This window comes from Salmonella sp. NW177, from assembly GCF_051811585.1.
In the GTDB taxonomy this organism is placed as follows: domain Bacteria; phylum Pseudomonadota; class Gammaproteobacteria; order Enterobacterales; family Enterobacteriaceae; genus Salmonella; species Salmonella enterica.
The window spans coordinates 17,991-33,914 of record NZ_JAMMZV010000007.1 but is presented as its reverse complement, the minus strand read 5'-3'; the positions used below and the strand labels follow the sequence as shown (position 1 = coordinate 33,914).

Below are 15,924 nucleotides of genomic sequence, written 5' to 3'. Positions count from 1 at the left end.
ACAGCTAGCGAGTTGACGATTTATCAGGCATCAGCGGGAAATGCGGTAATTTTTTGAACAACTGCATCAGAAATGGTCGCTATCGCTCCTGCTGGTAGCGATTAAAATAACATCAGAGGTTCACAAAAAAGGAGGCAGGGCCAGGTCAGCAACCGCCGCCGAGGAGGTCACTATGTTCTTCCGTATTTTCCCCCTTCTGGCTGGATTTTTGCTCAGCGTAAATACAATGGCAGCCATTGAAATTGATAATCGTCAGGCCAGAAATATGGACGATATACAGAGCTTAGGCGTGATTTACATAAACCATAATTTCGCGACTGAAAGCGAGGCCCGCCAGGCGCTGAAAGAAGAAACTGATGCGCGAGGCGCAATGTACTACCACCCGATTTTGTTACGGGAGCCCGGTAGTAACGGCAACATGCATGCCAGCGCGGAGATTTATCGCTAGTATCAGGAAAATGCCATAGTTTTGCCCCCTGGTCAGGGGGCATTTTTTTTCGCTTATCGGGTTGTTAATGGCACTTCGGCATCCGGCTCATGCGTTATGCGGTTTCGCAGATCGCGGCGCATTAATTCAATCACCCAAAACCAAAATACATGTCCCAGAATTTCAGAAGCGTACTCGTCAAAAGGAAGTTGTGTAAGCGGAGGCGTTAAGTTCAGCGCCGGGCAGAATATGCCATGCACGACAACCGTAACAATCAGCCCCGCCAGTATCCCCTGCCATAATTTAACTTTAGGGAAAATTTCCGCGACGACGCAGTAACCTATTGCGAATACCAGCGAAAAGATAATATGAGTTACCATCACAGGGTTAATAACATGCTCAGAAAAGGTATAAACCGTTTGTGTTGGGTCAATGCCTAAATAATCCCGCAAAAAAATATACGGTGGATTAAACTCATCGCGCCCGCCGGAAAACGTTCGCGGCGGTAAAGGAACTTCCGCGCCCCATTTTACAAATGCTGAAATAATACCCGCTGCAAAACCAATTAACGCAGCTACTCCATACCGACGCCGCTGTGGGTCAGTTTTAACAAACAATCCGTTGATAGACACAATAGTATGATTCTATAGAGTGTTATGAAAGAAGCTCCGGAATCTGACCAATTACATCCCTGAGGGATAGGATCCCGGAGCGTTGTTTTACTTCTGCCCGTAATACGCATTCGGGCCATGCTTACGCATGAAGTGTTTATTCATCAGATAATCGTCGATGGGATTCAGCGCCGGGTTAATGCCGCGCGCAATCCACGCCATTCGCGCCACTTCCTCCATGACGACCGCGTTATGTACCGCATCGTGCGCATCTTTCCCCCAGGCGAACGGCCCGTGTTGATACACGACAATACCTGGCGTATGCAGCGGTTCCACCTCGCCCAGCGTTTCGATGATCACCTTGCCGGTGTTCAGCTCGTACTCGCCCTGCACTTCTTCTTCGCTTAACGCTCTGGTACAAGGAATATCGCCAAAGAAATAGTCCGCGTGCGTGGTGCCGAGCGCTGGAATAGCCATCCCCGCCTGCGCCCATGCCGTGGCGTGGGTGGAGTGGGTATGAACGACGCCGCCAAGCGACGGATAGCGTTGATACAGCGCCAGATGGGTAGCGGTATCGGAAGAAGGACGATAACGTCCCTCCACCACTTTGCCATCCATATCCACCACCACCATGTCATCTACCTTCATGGTTTCATAGGCGACACCGCTTGGCTTAATTACCACCAGCCCGCGTTCGCGATCGATAGCGCTGACGTTGCCCCAGGTAAACGTCACCAGTCCATAACGGGGCAAATCCATGTTAGCGTCAAATACCTGCTGCTTGAGCTTTTGCATTAGGCTGCCTCCACCAGACCGGCGCTGGCCATGCGCGCTTTCACCCAGTCACGCGCTTTCGCTACCTCTGCCGCCGGGTTCTCTGCTGTTTCACTCCACATCTCAATCAGATAGGGCCCGCAATAGCCACTCTGTTTGAGCGTTTCGAAGCAGCGTTCGAAATCGACAACGCCTTCGCCAAACGGCACATTTTTGAACACGCCGGGTTTAGTATCTTTGACGTGTACCGCGACGATATGCCCGATTCCCGCCTGTAGCTCCATCTGTACGTCGTTATCCCAGGCAGACAGATTGCCGATATCCGGATAGAGCTGGAACCACGGGTTATTGAGGTAGTGAGCATAGCCCAGCGCTTTACTGATGGAATTCATCAATGGGTAATCCATGATCTCCATCGCTAGCGTCACCTGGGCGCGGCTGGCCATATCAACGCTCTCTTTTAACCCATCGCGGAAGCGGCAACGCGTTTCGTCGTTGGCCTGCTGATAGTAAACGTCGTACCCCGCCAGTTGAATGACGCGAATCCCGACGTCCTGCGCAAACTGAATCGCTTTACGCATAATCTCCAGCCCCTGCGCCCGTACCGCGTCATCTTCGCTACCGAGCGGAAAACGACGATGCGCGCTCAGACACATGGACGGCACGCGCACGCCGGTTTCAGCAACCGCGCTCACCAGCGCCAGGCGCTGCTCGCGACTCCAGTCGAGCCGCGCCAGTCGGGCGTCGGTCTCGTCCACCGACATTTCAACGAAGTCAAAACCCAGCGTTTTCGCCAGCCGCAGGCGCTCCAGCCAGCACTCCCCGGCAGGGAGCGCTTTTTCATAGATGCCGAGCGGAATTTGTTTCGACAACATAGCCGCTCCTTAGCCCCACAGTTGAGCGATGGAACGTTTAAACTGACGCGCGGCTTCTACCGGAGAAGCGGCATCACGGATGCTGCGGCCCGCGATAAAGACATGGATCGGAATGCCTTTGAACAGCGGCAGGTCTTCCAGCGCTAGTCCGCCGGTCACGGTCACTTTAAAGCCCATATCGGAGAGCCGCTTAATCGCGGTAATATCCGCCTCGCCCCACGCCACGCCTGCGGCCTGCGCGTCACGGCTGCGGTGATAAACCACTTGCTGAATGCCCGCATCGCGCCACTGCTGCGCCTGTTCCCAGGTCCAGTAACCGGTCAGTTCGATCTGCACGTCGCCGTTAAACTCTTTTGCCACATCCAGCGCGCCTTTTGCGGTGTTGATATCCGCACAGCAAATGACCGTCACCCAGTCCGCATTGGCTTCGAAACACATACGGGAGAGGATCTTACCGGCATCGGCAATTTTGGCGTCCGCCAGCACGATTTTGTGCGGATAGAGCGCTTTCAGATCGCGAACCGCACGCACGCCTTCGCCCACGCACAGAATGGTGCCCACTTCGATAATGTCGACTTCTTCGGCAATCAGGCGAGTGGTTTCATAGGCGCTATCCATAGTCTGGTTGTCCAGCGCGACCTGCAACATTGGTAATGACATTTTCAATTCCTTCTTAAGCTGCCGCGTTGGTGCGGTCAATGAGATCCAGGACTTCCTGCGCAGTACGGCAGGCGCGTAAACGGTCGAAATTGGCTTCGTCTTCAAACAGGTTGACGATCTGCATGATGCCCACTTCCTGGTGAGTGTTGGCATCAACCGCCGCCATGGTGATCAGAATATCGACCGGGTCGTTATCTTCGTGATTAAACTCCAGCGGCTTTTTCAGCGTCACCAGAGAAAAACCGGTTTTCTTGACCCCTTCTTCCGGGCGGCCATGCGGCATCGCCAGGCCGGGGGCAATCACAAAATAGGGGCCAAACTGCTCAACGCCATCGAGAATGGCCTGGTAATAACGCGGCTCCACCACGTCGGCAGCCACCAGTAAATCGACGCCGATCTTGACGGCTTCCTGCCAGGTATTCGCTTCAGCCTGCAGGCGGATAGAATTATTCTCCGCCAGTGAATCACGTAATTTCATGTTGCATCCTTACTTCACGTCTTGCGGGAAATGTTCTTTGATCACTTCCAGCAGTTTCGGGCCAAAATCCGCAGGCGACAGCATGTTGCGCACGCCAACCACATATTTGTTGCCGGTCACGCTGATTTCGCCTGCAATATGGGTAGAAGCGATGATGATATCCGCGCCGCTCAACTCGCTTTTGTACTCGCCAACCGCGCAGCTGTTTACCGTGTGGTCAATGTTTGATTGGGTTAAAAACTGGTCCACTTTCATTTTCATGATCATGGAACTGCCCTGTCCGTTGCCACACACAGCCAGAATACGTACGGTCATAATCAAAACTCCTTATTAAGCAGACTGTTCTGCCAGTTGTTTTTCTGCATCTTCTTCTGCGCGCAGTGCGCGGCCAGCGAAGAACATATAAGCCAGTGCAATTACAATGATGACAGCCATAAAGGCGATACCGAGGGAGAAGAAGCCCTGCATCATCGGCGGTGCCAGAATCGACCAGTCCGCCATACCCATCCAGGCGCTCATCCCCGTGAGTTTCACCGCCCAGACGCAACCAAAGATTTCGATCATCCCCATCACCAGACAAATCTTCAGCGCCGCACGCCAGCCGCCGAAGTGGTTAGCGAACACGCCGATAGTGGCGTTAGAGAAGAACATCGGGATAAAGCCAGGAATAATCAGGATCGAGGAGCCGCAGGCAACCAGGATGCCAACCGCAATCAGCTGACCGATGGTGCCCCACATAAAGCCCCAGACCACCGCGTTCGGCGCGAAGCTATAAATAGCGGCGCAGTCAATCGCCAGTACTGCGCCCGGAATCAGACGCTGGGAGATACCGTTAAAGGCCTCAGAGAGCTCGGCGACAAACATACGCACGCCCTGGGTGATGATGAAGATCGCCACCGCAAAGGAGAAACCGGTTTGCAGGATATAGATTGTCCAGTGGGTTTTACCCGCCATCGCCTGTACGGTATCGATACCAAAGGAGAGCAGAATGGCACCAAAGAAGATGGTCATTACAATCGCCGTGGAGACGATGTTGTCATGAAAAATGTTCAGCCAGCCCGGCAGTTTGAGGTCTTCAACGCTTTCCTCTTTTTTGCCCAGGAACGGCGCGACTTTATAGGCAATCCAGGAAGCAAACTGCTGCTGGTGACCGATGGAGAAACCGCAGCCGTCCGTCACTTCCTGAGTCGGCTTGTACATCATGTTGGAGGTAATACCCCAGTACAGGGAAACCAGTATCGCCGTGCAGATAATGGTGGTCCACATGGAATAGCCGAAGATATAGAAAGAGACCGCAATCAGCCCCGCCTGCTGGAACATGATGTGCCCGGTCAACATGATGGTGCGAATACCGGTAATGCGTCGCAACAAAACGTAACAAATATTCAGCGCCAGCGCGAGCAACACCGCGTAGCCTACCCAACTATACGCATCACCCATCCGTTCGATCGTTGCCATCATCGAAGCATAGGTATCGGAAATCGCGCCGTTGATGCCGTAGACCTCAGACATTTTCGCCACCACCGGTTTAAAGGTGCTGGTCAGAATGCCGGACCCGGCCTGTAGCAGCATGAAGCCAATGATGGTTTTGATCGTCCCTTTGATGATCACGCTGACGCTTTTACGCAGCAGGATATAGCCCAGGCAGGTCACAATACCCAGTAATAGCGGGGCATTGGTCATTACCTGATTAAAGAAAATGGTAAAGATGTTGTAGAGGATCTCCATAACGATCTCCGGTAGACGAGGTTGCTGAGTCACAGGCGCTCAGGATAATGTCCCTTCACTGTAATTTTCAAAAGTAATCACAACAAGATTGAATTTGATTAAATGTGACGTAGCGCGCAAATAATTAGCGCACTTAATACATGGTTTACTTATAGGTAACTCATTTTTTCATTAAATAAGTAAAATCATAAAGATGGCTACATCCCCATGACGCCAGGCAAGATTAAATTTTCTCCTGACTGCGTTCTCTCCTGCCAAAAAGTCAAAAAATAGCCCATTGCCTTCTTGAGAAAATAGTGTCAGGATTAATCAAAACAAATCACGTTTTGAACCATTTTGAACAAACATGAAGGTAAATGCGATGAGTAAAGTACAAAGCATCACGCGTGAATCATGGATTCTGAGCACGTTTCCGGAGTGGGGAAGCTGGCTGAACGAAGAGATTGAGCAAGAGCAGGTCGCGCCGGGTACGTTCGCTATGTGGTGGCTGGGCTGTACCGGTATCTGGCTAAAATCTGAAGGCGGCACTAACGTATGCGTCGATTTCTGGTGCGGTACCGGTAAACAGAGCCACGGTAATCCGTTGATGAAAACCGGCCATCAGATGCAGCGTATGGCTGGCGTCAAAAAATTACAGCCTAACCTGCGCACCACGCCGTTTGTTCTCGATCCTTTCGCTATCCGTCAGATTGACGCCGTACTGGCGACCCACGACCATAACGATCACATTGACGTCAATGTCGCGGCTGCCGTAATGCAGAATTGCGCCGATGATGTTCCGTTTATCGGCCCGCAGACCTGTGTGGATTTATGGGTTGGCTGGGGCGTGCCGAAAGAACGCTGCATCGTGGTAAAACCGGGCGATGTCGTGAAAGTGAAAGATATTGAAATTCATGCGCTTGATGCCTTTGACCGCACCGCATTAATCACCCTGCCCGCCGATCAGAAAGCCGCTGGCGTACTGCCGGACGGCATGGATGTACGCGCGGTTAACTATCTGTTTAAAACGCCGGGCGGCAATCTCTATCACAGCGGCGATTCTCACTATTCCAACTACTACGCGAAACACGGCAACGAACATCAAATTGATGTCGCGCTCGGTTCTTACGGTGAAAACCCACGCGGTATTACGGACAAAATGACCAGCGCGGATATTTTACGCATGGCGGAATCGCTGAATACCAAAGTGGTGATCCCGTTCCATCACGATATCTGGTCGAACTTCCAGGCCGATCCGCAAGAGATCCGCGTGCTATGGGAAATGAAGAAAGATCGCCTGAAGTATGGTTTTAAACCGTTTATCTGGCAGGTTGGCGGCAAGTTTACCTGGCCGCTGGATAAAGACAATTTCGAATACCACTATCCGCGTGGGTTTGACGATTGCTTTGCCATTGAACCCGATCTACCGTTCAAATCCTTCCTGTGAGTCGATATCATGCCGGGATTACCCGGCATTTTTTCCATTTACTTTAGTATTTCCAGGCTATTTCAAATATCATCTTTTCAAATCAATTTGTATCGGAATAGCTCATGACTGAAGCACAAAGACATCAAATACTGCTGGATATGCTGGCACAGTTGGGCTTTGTTACCGTCGAAAACGTGATTGAGCGTCTGGGGATCTCCCCGGCGACAGCGCGCCGCGACATCAACAAGCTCGACGAAAGCGGGAAACTTAAAAAAGTGCGCAACGGCGCAGAGGCCATTACCCAACAGCGGCCCCGCTGGACGCCGATGAATCTGCACCAGGCGCAAAACCACGATGAAAAAGTACGCATCGCGAAAGCGGCGTCGCAGCTGGTAAACCCGGGTGAAAGCGTAGTGATTAACTGCGGCTCCACCGCTTTCCTGTTGGGGCGTGAAATGTGCGGGAAGCCGGTACAGATCATTACCAACTATCTGCCGCTGGCGAATTATCTGATCGATCAAGAGCATGACAGCGTGATTATCATGGGTGGTCAGTATAATAAAAGCCAGTCGATTACCCTGAGCCCGCAGGGAAGTGAAAACAGTCTCTATGCGGGCCACTGGATGTTTACCAGCGGAAAGGGCTTAACCGCGGATGGCCTGTACAAGACCGATATGCTAACCGCCATGGCGGAACAAAAAATGCTCAGCGTCGTCGGGAAACTGGTCGCGCTGGTCGATAGCAGTAAAATTGGCGAGCGCGCGGGAATGCTGTTCAGCCGCGCCGATCAGATCGCTATGCTGATTACCGGCAAAAATGCCAATCCGCAAGTTTTGCAACAGCTTGAAGCCCAGGGTGTAAGCATACTCCGCGTTTAAAGATGCTGTCGGAAAAACGCTACCGTCGCCGACAACGCTTCTGGCGTAATGCGATGCCGCACGCCTGCGGCCCATAAACAGGTCACATGCTTATCCAGCTTCGCCGCGGCGAGTGCCTGCTGGAGCCGGAAGGTTTCGATAGCAGGCACCACGTCATCCTCCTGACCATGCCACAACAGAAGCGGCCTGTCGGCCAGTCGCTCTAACTGGTGTGTGACTTCCCATTCACGTAGCGGCGCGATGATATTGTCGAATTCCGCCTGCTGTGCCGGGTTCTGCGGGGATAACGGCGGGAAAAGCGTCCGGGCAAGCCCGGTAAAATAGCCCGACCCCATTAAACTGGCCCCGCATTTTACCTCTCGGTGACGCGTCATAATGCCCAGCGCCGTCATACCGCCCATGGATGCGCCGCCCACCGCCAACCGCCCGTCAAGTAGCCAGTTTTCCGCCTGAATCGCCGCACGTAACGTCGTAAATTCCTGCATGTTTTGGTGCAGAATCTGCCAGAATCGGTGTATTCGTCCCTGTGAGTCGCCGCCGAAGCGAGCGCCATGCTCCGGCGCATCCGGCATGACTACCCGGAATCCTGCCTGTGCCAGGGCAACGGCAAAATAACTATAAACCAGGCTGGAGGAGGTGAAGCCATGATAGAACACCACACAGGGAAGCGGCACGGCGCGTTTCCCTTCCGGGAAGGCATGTAGTACGACGCCTCCGGCTAATTGTCGTGTTTCAATCGCTATCATTATTCTCTCCTTTTTATCCGGTATGCCACGGAGAAATACTTAACGCAAGTTTATGGATAGCGCAATAATTCATAATGTTTGAGAACTGGGTTACGCTTTCGCAACGTTTTCATTCGAAAATCGCGTGACAGGTAACACTTCGGGAACATTCCCCCTAAAGGGAAATCAATAAGGCATTACACTATGATTATCAGGAAACGAGATAGAGTTATGCGTCGGTTTGCTTCATTGATAGCAGCGCTGTTATTAAGCGCGTGTAGCGTGCTGCAGGGTACGCCGCAACCTGCGCCGCCTGTCGCCGATCACCCGCAGGAAATCCGTCGCGATCAAACGCAAGGACTACAGCGGATGGGGACCGTAAGCGCGCTGGTTCGGGGCTCCCCGGATGATGCAATAGATGAAATCAGAGCGAAAGCCGTCGCTGCGAAAGCCGATTATTACGTTATCTTAATGGTTGATGAAACGGTTGTAACCGGCCAGTGGTATTCACAAGCCATTTTGTATCGTCAATAACAGTAGATTGATTTTTAGTCAGTTTTACATTGCTTTGCGTCCCTATGCGTTTACCTGTGCACAATAAACAAACAGGTTTACCGTGATGGAGCGTCCTGTTAAATGCGGGGTATGTAATAAGGAGCTGACGATGAAACAAGAACTTGCCTTATCCTCACTGCTGCTTTCTGCCGGACTGGTGAGTACGACGGCACAGTCTGCCGAATTCGCCAGTGCTGACTGCGTAACGGGTCTGAATGAAATCGGCCTGATCTCGGTCAGTAATGTTGCAGGAAACCCACAGGATGTAGAGCGGATTATCGCCCTGAAAGCCGATGAACAGGGTGCGTCCTGGTACAGAATTATTCAAATGTATGAAGAACAACAGTCGGATAACTGGCGCGTACAGGCGATACTCTATGCCTGATGCCGCGTGGCCCGCGCCGGATGGCATGTACCACAGGCCAAACGTTACCGCAGTCCCCCGGTCGCCCTTAACAGTAAATCATTTTGCACCTGGGCAGGCAGCGGCATTTCGCCGCGTGTATCCAGCATCATCTGACACCACGCTTGCGCCAGCGGCGGCGAGGCATGACGCAGCATTTCCGCTCCGCACCCCAGCAAGAAAAGCTGCTGCGTAATCTCTCTGCCCATTGCTTCGTCCGGTTTGCGTAAACGTTGCTGTAGCTGGCGTACCGCGCGGTCGTAATGGCGATCCTGACCTTTGACTTCCGTAAAAACCTCACTCAATACGTCATAGACGCCGTGTTGTTTTGTCAGCACCCGCAGTACATCCAGACACATGATATTGCCGGAACCTTCCCAGATACTGTTCACCGGCATTTCACGGTACAGGCGCGGGAGTTCGCTCTCTTCGCAATACCCCATCCCGCCGAGAACCTCCATCGCCTCAGCCACAAAAGGGATTCCCTGCTTACAGATGGCGAATTTCGCCGCTGGCGTGAATAATCGCGCCCATAATGCCTCTTTCGCCTCGCGACGTTGCTCCCAGGCGCGCGCCAGCCGAAACAAAAGCGCCGTCTGCCCCTCCAGGCATAGCGCCATACGACTTAAGGTTTGTCGCATCAACGGTTGATCGATCAGCGGCTTACCAAAAGCCTGACGCTGATGAGCATGGTAAATCGCGACTGAAAACGCACGCCGCATTAAGCCATGACTCCCGAGCGCGCAGTCAAGACGCGTCATACCGCCCATCTTTAAGATATGCCGAATCCCTTCGCCCTCTTCTCCCAGCCGCCAGCCGACGGCATCCTGAAACTCGACTTCGGCGCTGGCATTAGATCGATTACCGAGTTTATCTTTCAGGCGCTCAAGACGAACAGAGTTCCGTTGCCCGTCTGGCAGGAAACGCGGCACAAAGAAACAGGATAGTCCTCCTTTTGCCTGCGCCAGCACGAGGTGCGCATCACTTTGCGGCACAGAGAAAAACCATTTATGTCCCACCAGCCGATATGAATCATCCGCCAGCCGCTCCGCGTGGGTCGTATTACTGAGTACGTCAGATCCGCCCTGCTTTTCCGTCATTCCCATGCCGATGAGCAGGCCCCGTTTTTGCCCGCCCGGTAGCAAATGCGAATCGTAGCGATCGCTGCGCAGCGGCGCCAGCCAGTCATGGAAAGTGGCGGGAAGCATCTGCAATAGCAACGGCGTCGCGGCAAAGGTCATCGTGACAGGACAGAGTGTTCCCGCTTCTACCTGAGCATGTAATACAAAACGCGCCGCCCGGGCGACAAAACTTCCCGCCCTTGCCTCTTCCTCCCAGGCCAGGTTATGTACCCGATTAGCGCAAAGCCCCTGCATCAACAGGTGCCAGGCGGGATGAAAGCGAACGTCATCCAGGCGCTGTCCCTGGGGATCGTAACGCAGCAACTCAGGAGGATGCGCATTCGCCAGACGCCCCAGTTCCAGTGATTCTGCCGTTCCCAGTTGTTGGCCAATGCTGGCGAGAAGATCGCTATCCCATCCCGCGCCTTCCCGGGAAACCGCTTCACACAGCGCGCCATCAGACAGGAATAAGTTACTGTTATTGAGCGGAGCTGGTTGATTAAAAACGGTATGTGTTTGCCAGGACATGGTGTCTCCCTCCTTCAATGGCGCTGAAGTCAAGTATGGTCATGACTGCGCCATTGACGCCGGAGCAAGATCACAAAAGTATGATTAACCGGCAATATAATGTGGGACGAAACGGGAAGTGTCTTTGGTAATCAGCGTATTGTCCTCGCGAATCCCCATCCCGGAGGCTTCATCGTCAATGATCCAACTGCCAATCAGCGTATAGCTATCGCCAAAGCGCGGCAAAGGCTGAAACGCCTGGTAAATCATCGGCTCGTCAGCGTAGTCGCCGTCGGCATGATCGATAACATTTTGCCGCTCGTCGAAAATCGTGACGTTGCCGCCTTCACGTGAATAAATCGGCTTCCGCACGCTGCTTTCACCTGGCGCTGCGAGCGATTTTTCGCCCTCAAACCAGGCCGGCAGCAGATTCGGATGGCCAGGGAAAAAGCGCCACAATAACGGCAACAGCCCTTTGTTACTCAGAATACTTTTCCACAATGGCTCAATCCATTGCTCACGACGTTTTCGCAACAGCGGGCCGTTGTCATCGCGCATCATCCATTCCAGCGGGTAGAGCTTAAAGGCGCGGCGAATCACGTTATCGTCCAGATCGGTCAGCACGCCGCCTACGCCAAGTCCCAGTTCTTCAATATAGATAAATCGCGTTTCCTGGCCCGCCTGCTGCGCGCAATCCTGAAGGTACAGCACCGTCGTGCGATCTTCGTCGGTATCTTCACAACAGCAAAAGTAGAGCGGTTCCCGACTGTACAGCTCGCTGAAGCGGGCGATCAGCCGCTCCTGTATCGCGTTGTATTGATCGGCATCACGCGGGATGGCGCCGCTACGACGAGCATCCTCCAGCCATAGCCATTGAAAGTAGGAGGACTCATAGAGCGACGTCGGCGTATCCGCATTGTATTCCAGCAATTTAACCGGATCTTTGCCGCACCAGACGAAATCCATCCGCCCGTAAAGCGAAGGATCGCGGCTGCGCCAACTTTCGGCGATGACATCCCAGTACAATGGCGGGATCGCCAGCTGCTGCATGATCTGCTCATCCCGGACGGCCCGCTCGACAACCTCCAGACACATCTGATGAAGCTCTGCGGTCGGTTTTTCGATCTGTTCTTCAATTTGCCGTAATGTAAAACGGTAGGCCCGGCTTTCATCCCAGTAAATTTCGTTATCGATAACATGAAAGTCAAAACCGTGATCGCAGGCGATCTTATCCAGATCCCGGCGTACCGGTACGTTATGTCGTAGCATGGTTAGCCTCCCCAGTGCCCGCGGGCGCTGGAAGAACGGCCATAGCCGCCGCGGGAGACGGTGGACGCTTTCCGTGTGATATAACCAGGGCTGGTCACGGTATCGCTTTTCCCTGTGCCGCTGCGCCACGCATAATCGCCGGATGTGGTGCGCCAGACGGGACGGGAGACATAAGATGAACCGCCGCTGCTATAGATGTATTGTTCATCACGGTTCTGACGAATCGCGCGGCTGAGTAAAAAGCCGCTTAATACCGGAACCCAGCTCCGCTCGGTGATATCAAAGTAGCAATCGCCAAACTGCGACTGACAGCTCTCCTGCGTCAATTGCTTAGGCACATTAGCGTAAAATTCTGTTTTCGCATTATTCCAGCCGTCAGCGCAAACGCTGGCGCTATTGCCATCGTCAATACAGTCGTTCACCGTGGCGTAAAACGTCCCATCGCCGTCGTTGTCACTATTGCTGCCGTCACCGTACCCTTTCAGGAGAAAAAAGGCCGCTCCGCCCATAATCGCCAGCGTCAGGTATTTTGGCGTGTAGCGATTTCGTTGCCGCTCAAAAGGATTGACCGGTTCGGCTATCCGTCTTATTGCCGAATGGCCTACGCCGGATGTGCTTCTGGATTTTCGTTTTTTTGCCATGATCTTCCGTTACCATGTCATACAGGCAGCGTTAAAAATACCGCCAGCCAGCGCTGCGGTTCCCATAAATAGCCCCGCCGCCACGTTGTGATTAATAATTTTTTCGCTCAGCGTAGGCATGTATAACCTTACGCAACCATAAATCAGCAGTTGAATCACCAGCGCAATGCCGCCCCAGGCAAAATAGTCCGGGATACTGACCGAGTTTATCGCCGCGCTGGATAAGGGGATGACATAGCCCAGCAACGTACCGCTAAAGGCCAGCGATGCCGCAGTATTGTTATTTTTTATCAACTGCCATTCATTATGCGGCGTTATCTTTGAGTAAATAAAAAGAAATACAATGACCATTGCCGCGCCAATAAAAAAATAGGCGCAGAAAGCCAGTAATGCGTCCAGTATATGCATAATTTCCCTGTATGTGCTTAACCAATAACCGTCAGTGAAGTGAGCGGGATATCCACGCCGAGGGCGCGTGAAAACACCCATTCAGGCTCACCGCGCTCGTTAAATGATTCTTCCCCGTTCAATAGAAGATACTCCCAGGCGTCGTCCGTCACCTGGCGCTGGAAGCCCATCGTAAAATTGTGAACGTCCCATTTCTCTGCCTGCTGATTTTCAACCTTTTCCAGCATGTAGACAGGTTCAATATTGCCCGGCTCTTCATGGTTAAAAAAGCGCTGCCAGCGCCGTTCTTGCCAGTTGAGCGTCATCGGCCCTATTGCCGCTGGCGCAATGGCTGAACGCCAGTGACGTTCCTCGTTAATACCGAAACTTTCCTCATATACAAAAAGTTTGATGTCATCAATGTCGTCAACATCCGTGCCGCCAGTGGTGTTAATTTGTAGGAACTCATCGCCCGAGGTGTAGTAGCGAAAAATTTGACTGCCGCCGCCTAAATCTATACGACTCGCTGCCGCGACAGTGTATTTTTCACCCGGTAGCTCCACCAGCAACGACGACTCCAGTAGCCGGAATGCCAGCGTATCCAGCGTGAAACCGGCGTTAAGATGTAATCCTAATGGTCCGCGAATCGGCGCTGGCGCGCTTGTTTTACCGAGCAAACGCTGAAAAAATTGCATCATAGGGGAACCTCTATCTCTTGCCATGCGACCTCTTCAGCCAGAATGCGATTATTACCGACCAGATGTAGCCACATACCGCCTCTGACTTCAGTTGAAATCACCGGATTCAATTCCATACCACGACCATTCTTGCAGTGACTGATCCCCAGCACCGTCGCGTCATGATGAAGCTTCATATAACGCATTAGCGCGCCGTATCGCATAGGCGCGACAGAAGCCGGGACAGGCAGCGCGAATCCGGTATCGCCCAGCATCGGATTCATAATGGAAGCGACAGATTGCGATGATCCTGGGTCCTGAATGGAACGGGAAAGTTGTTCAGCGGAAAGGTTACGGACTATCTCCATGCGCGGGCAGTGGGTTTCCAGTAATCCGGCATAACGCTCGTCTTCCAGATAAACCACAATATGGCACTGCGCGGGTACATAGTCTGCCAGCGAGAGCGCCGCCGTGAAGGTCTGCTCATCGGTACGAGCGAAAATAATCACGCTCTGGCACTGCTCCAGCCCCATGCGCTGGTGTTCCTGCGGATCGTTAAAGTTGCTGATGCGGATAAAATCCACCCAGTTATTACCCGGCAGCGGATGCTGAATATCTTCCAGTTCGCACAGCAGAACCCGTTCAAAGGCACGCCGCTTGTCATATAGCAGCAATGAGATCATCTTTTCGGTTTGATGACCCCGCCAGCCAATCACCAGCATATGATGGTGTAAATGGCGATAATCGCCCATGCCCGTTATTCCTTTCGCTAACATTCCCTGTACCTGCGCAATCACTTTTCCCATTAACGCGCCGAACAACCCGACGCTAACCGGAATTTGCCACAGCGCGGTGAACAGACGTCCTGGCGCCGTCTGCGGGCTAAGATCGCCAAAACCTAATGTGGAACCCACCACCGAGCAGTAATAGATAAAATCGCTTAACTGGCTCACCAACGCGCTTTCGCGCAACAGGCGCAGCACCAGATAACAAAGCAGATACTGCCCGATAAACAGGCCCAGCAAAGCGGGCCAGGTCAGTCTGGACAAATGACGCTGGCAGGTTTTGACCATCCACGTAAAGAGCATTATTCGCCTTGTTGACGCTGTAAACGCGCCAACACATCCTGAGCATTGCTTTTATTGGTTGCGCCAATGCCGGCCTGCGCCAGTTTTTCATCCAGGTCGCGTCCATCGGCGACTTTTTCCAGCTGCGCGGCGGCATCCAGCCGGGCCTGGCGTTCAGCCTGACGCGTTTGTAAACGTTTAAGCGACTCCGCCGCCGTAGACACATTCGACGCGGCTCCGACGGTCGAGGTCGTCACCGCCTGCTGCGCGCGCTGCATGGCTTCTGTCGCCTTAACCACTTCAAGTTGCTGCTCAAACTGCGCAATCCGCTGGCCTGTCGCCGTTACGGCCTTCTCCACCGCATCGCGAGAGGCTTCCAGATTAGTCAGCACCTGTTCTTCGGCAAGAATGGCATTTTCCAGACGGGCTATTTCTTCCGCCACTTCGTTGAGTAAAGCGGCGTCGACATTCTTACTCATTGCCGCCAACGCCCGCGTTTCAAGGCTGGCTTTACGCTCACGTAAATCATTCAGCTTGTCATGGCTTAGCTTCACCCGCGCCAATAAATCCACTCTGGATTTACCCGCTTTATCCAGCTCGGCTTTTGCGTCGCGAATATGCTGCTCCAGCATACGTACACCCTGTGCTTCATCAATGGCCTCTTCTGCCTGAGCAACGAATGATTTACCTAACGTGAACAAACTTTTTAAAATTCCCATGTAAGCCGCCTGTA

Annotated in this window: 20 protein-coding genes; 5 read left to right on the top strand and 15 right to left on the bottom strand. The window is 52.9% G+C overall.

The genetic code is table 11. The features are described 5' to 3' along the window. Positions 1-172: 172 nt before the first annotated feature. Positions 173-448 (top strand): DUF1471 family protein YjfY, encoded by a 276-nt coding sequence (gene yjfY / locus NA986_RS18505; protein WP_000466074.1) that lies wholly within the window; start codon positions 173-175, stop codon positions 446-448. A gap of 53 nt (positions 449-501) precedes the next feature. Here the strand turns inward: yjfY and NA986_RS18500 are convergent, their stop codons facing one another. The 7 genes from NA986_RS18500 to ulaA all read right to left on the bottom strand — a co-directional run bounded on the left by NA986_RS18500 (position 502) and on the right by ulaA (position 5,553). Next, the gene (locus tag NA986_RS18500) at positions 502-1,059 is read right to left on the bottom strand and encodes a YagU family protein (protein ID WP_000026294.1); all 558 of its coding nucleotides are present in this window, start codon (positions 1,057-1,059) and stop codon (positions 502-504) included. 87 nt (positions 1,060-1,146) lie between these two features. Continuing rightward, positions 1,147-1,833 carry an L-ribulose-5-phosphate 4-epimerase gene (locus NA986_RS18495; protein WP_001170771.1) on the bottom strand — a complete coding sequence of 229 codons (687 nt, stop codon included), beginning with the start codon at positions 1,831-1,833 and terminating at the stop codon, positions 1,147-1,149. Beyond that, positions 1,833-2,687, bottom strand: coding sequence for an L-ribulose-5-phosphate 3-epimerase UlaE (ulaE, locus tag NA986_RS18490; protein ID WP_000949530.1), 855 nt, complete (start codon positions 2,685-2,687; stop codon positions 1,833-1,835). Before ulaE ends, NA986_RS18495 begins: the two co-directional genes overlap by 1 nt. Positions 2,688-2,696: 9 nt before the next feature. Further along, the gene (ulaD, locus tag NA986_RS18485; protein WP_023216462.1) at positions 2,697-3,347 is read right to left on the bottom strand and encodes a 3-keto-L-gulonate-6-phosphate decarboxylase UlaD; all 651 of its coding nucleotides are present in this window, start codon (positions 3,345-3,347) and stop codon (positions 2,697-2,699) included. Between the two features lie 13 nt (positions 3,348-3,360). Beyond that, on the bottom strand, positions 3,361-3,825 hold the full coding sequence (gene ulaC / locus NA986_RS18480) for a PTS ascorbate transporter subunit IIA (RefSeq protein ID WP_000776531.1): 465 nt from the start codon (positions 3,823-3,825) through the stop codon (positions 3,361-3,363). Between the two features lie 9 nt (positions 3,826-3,834). Beyond that, the gene (gene ulaB, locus NA986_RS18475) at positions 3,835-4,140 is read right to left on the bottom strand and encodes a PTS ascorbate transporter subunit IIB (RefSeq protein ID WP_000218358.1); all 306 of its coding nucleotides are present in this window, start codon (positions 4,138-4,140) and stop codon (positions 3,835-3,837) included. A gap of 15 nt (positions 4,141-4,155) precedes the next feature. Next, on the bottom strand, positions 4,156-5,553 hold the full coding sequence (gene ulaA, locus NA986_RS18470; protein WP_000404873.1) for a PTS ascorbate transporter subunit IIC: 1,398 nt from the start codon (positions 5,551-5,553) through the stop codon (positions 4,156-4,158). Between the two features lie 361 nt (positions 5,554-5,914). Here ulaA and ulaG point away from each other — a divergent pair, with 361 nt between their 5' ends. After that, positions 5,915-6,979: an L-ascorbate 6-phosphate lactonase gene (ulaG, locus tag NA986_RS18465; RefSeq protein WP_023216461.1), complete on the top strand. Its 1,065-nt coding sequence runs from the start codon at positions 5,915-5,917 to the stop codon at positions 6,977-6,979. A 104-nt stretch (positions 6,980-7,083) separates the two neighbouring features. Continuing rightward, on the top strand, positions 7,084-7,839 hold the full coding sequence (gene ulaR / locus NA986_RS18460) for an HTH-type transcriptional regulator UlaR (RefSeq protein ID WP_000133618.1): 756 nt from the start codon (positions 7,084-7,086) through the stop codon (positions 7,837-7,839). On the opposite strand, the gene yjfP is transcribed toward ulaR, so the two are convergent. Continuing rightward, positions 7,836-8,585: an esterase gene (gene yjfP / locus NA986_RS18455; protein WP_000560303.1), complete on the bottom strand. Its 750-nt coding sequence runs from the start codon at positions 8,583-8,585 to the stop codon at positions 7,836-7,838. The two genes, ulaR and yjfP, sit on opposite strands and share 4 nt — an antisense overlap. 183 nt (positions 8,586-8,768) lie before the next feature. Between yjfP and bsmA the strand changes: the two genes are divergently transcribed. Together bsmA and yjfN are read left to right on the top strand one after the other, a co-directional pair. Beyond that, a complete protein-coding gene (gene bsmA, locus NA986_RS18450) occupies positions 8,769-9,098 on the top strand; it encodes a biofilm peroxide resistance protein BsmA (protein WP_000586836.1) in 330 nt (109 codons plus the stop codon). 130 nt (positions 9,099-9,228) lie between these two features. Then, complete coding sequence (gene yjfN / locus NA986_RS18445) at positions 9,229-9,504, top strand: DUF1471 family protease activator YjfN (RefSeq protein WP_001518964.1); 276 nt, start codon at positions 9,229-9,231, stop codon at positions 9,502-9,504. Positions 9,505-9,548: 44 nt separating this feature from the next. Here the strand turns inward: yjfN and NA986_RS18440 are convergent, their stop codons facing one another. From NA986_RS18440 to NA986_RS18410, 7 genes are all read right to left on the bottom strand, one after another. Continuing rightward, a complete protein-coding gene (locus NA986_RS18440) occupies positions 9,549-11,171 on the bottom strand; it encodes an isovaleryl-CoA dehydrogenase (RefSeq protein WP_023216460.1) in 1,623 nt (540 codons plus the stop codon). 84 nt (positions 11,172-11,255) lie between these two features. Continuing rightward, entirely contained in the window at positions 11,256-12,419 is a 1,164-nt protein-coding gene (locus NA986_RS18435) for a glutathionylspermidine synthase family protein (protein WP_000943948.1), read from the bottom strand. A gap of 2 nt (positions 12,420-12,421) precedes the next feature. After that, positions 12,422-13,060, bottom strand: coding sequence for a DUF1190 domain-containing protein (locus NA986_RS18430; protein WP_023216459.1), 639 nt, complete (start codon positions 13,058-13,060; stop codon positions 12,422-12,424). 9 nt (positions 13,061-13,069) lie between these two features. Then, positions 13,070-13,468, bottom strand: coding sequence for a DUF350 domain-containing protein (locus tag NA986_RS18425; RefSeq protein WP_000547738.1), 399 nt, complete (start codon positions 13,466-13,468; stop codon positions 13,070-13,072). Positions 13,469-13,485: 17 nt separating this feature from the next. Further along, positions 13,486-14,169: a YjfK family protein gene (locus NA986_RS18420; protein ID WP_000090294.1), complete on the bottom strand. Its 684-nt coding sequence runs from the start codon at positions 14,167-14,169 to the stop codon at positions 13,486-13,488. Further along, positions 14,142-15,212 carry a potassium channel family protein gene (locus NA986_RS18415; RefSeq protein WP_023216458.1) on the bottom strand — a complete coding sequence of 357 codons (1,071 nt, stop codon included), beginning with the start codon at positions 15,210-15,212 and terminating at the stop codon, positions 14,142-14,144. The genes NA986_RS18420 and NA986_RS18415 overlap by 28 nt, the downstream gene beginning before the upstream one ends. Then, on the bottom strand, positions 15,212-15,910 hold the full coding sequence (locus NA986_RS18410; protein ID WP_000511981.1) for a PspA/IM30 family protein: 699 nt from the start codon (positions 15,908-15,910) through the stop codon (positions 15,212-15,214). The genes NA986_RS18415 and NA986_RS18410 overlap by 1 nt, the downstream gene beginning before the upstream one ends. Positions 15,911-15,924: the final 14 nt, after the last annotated feature.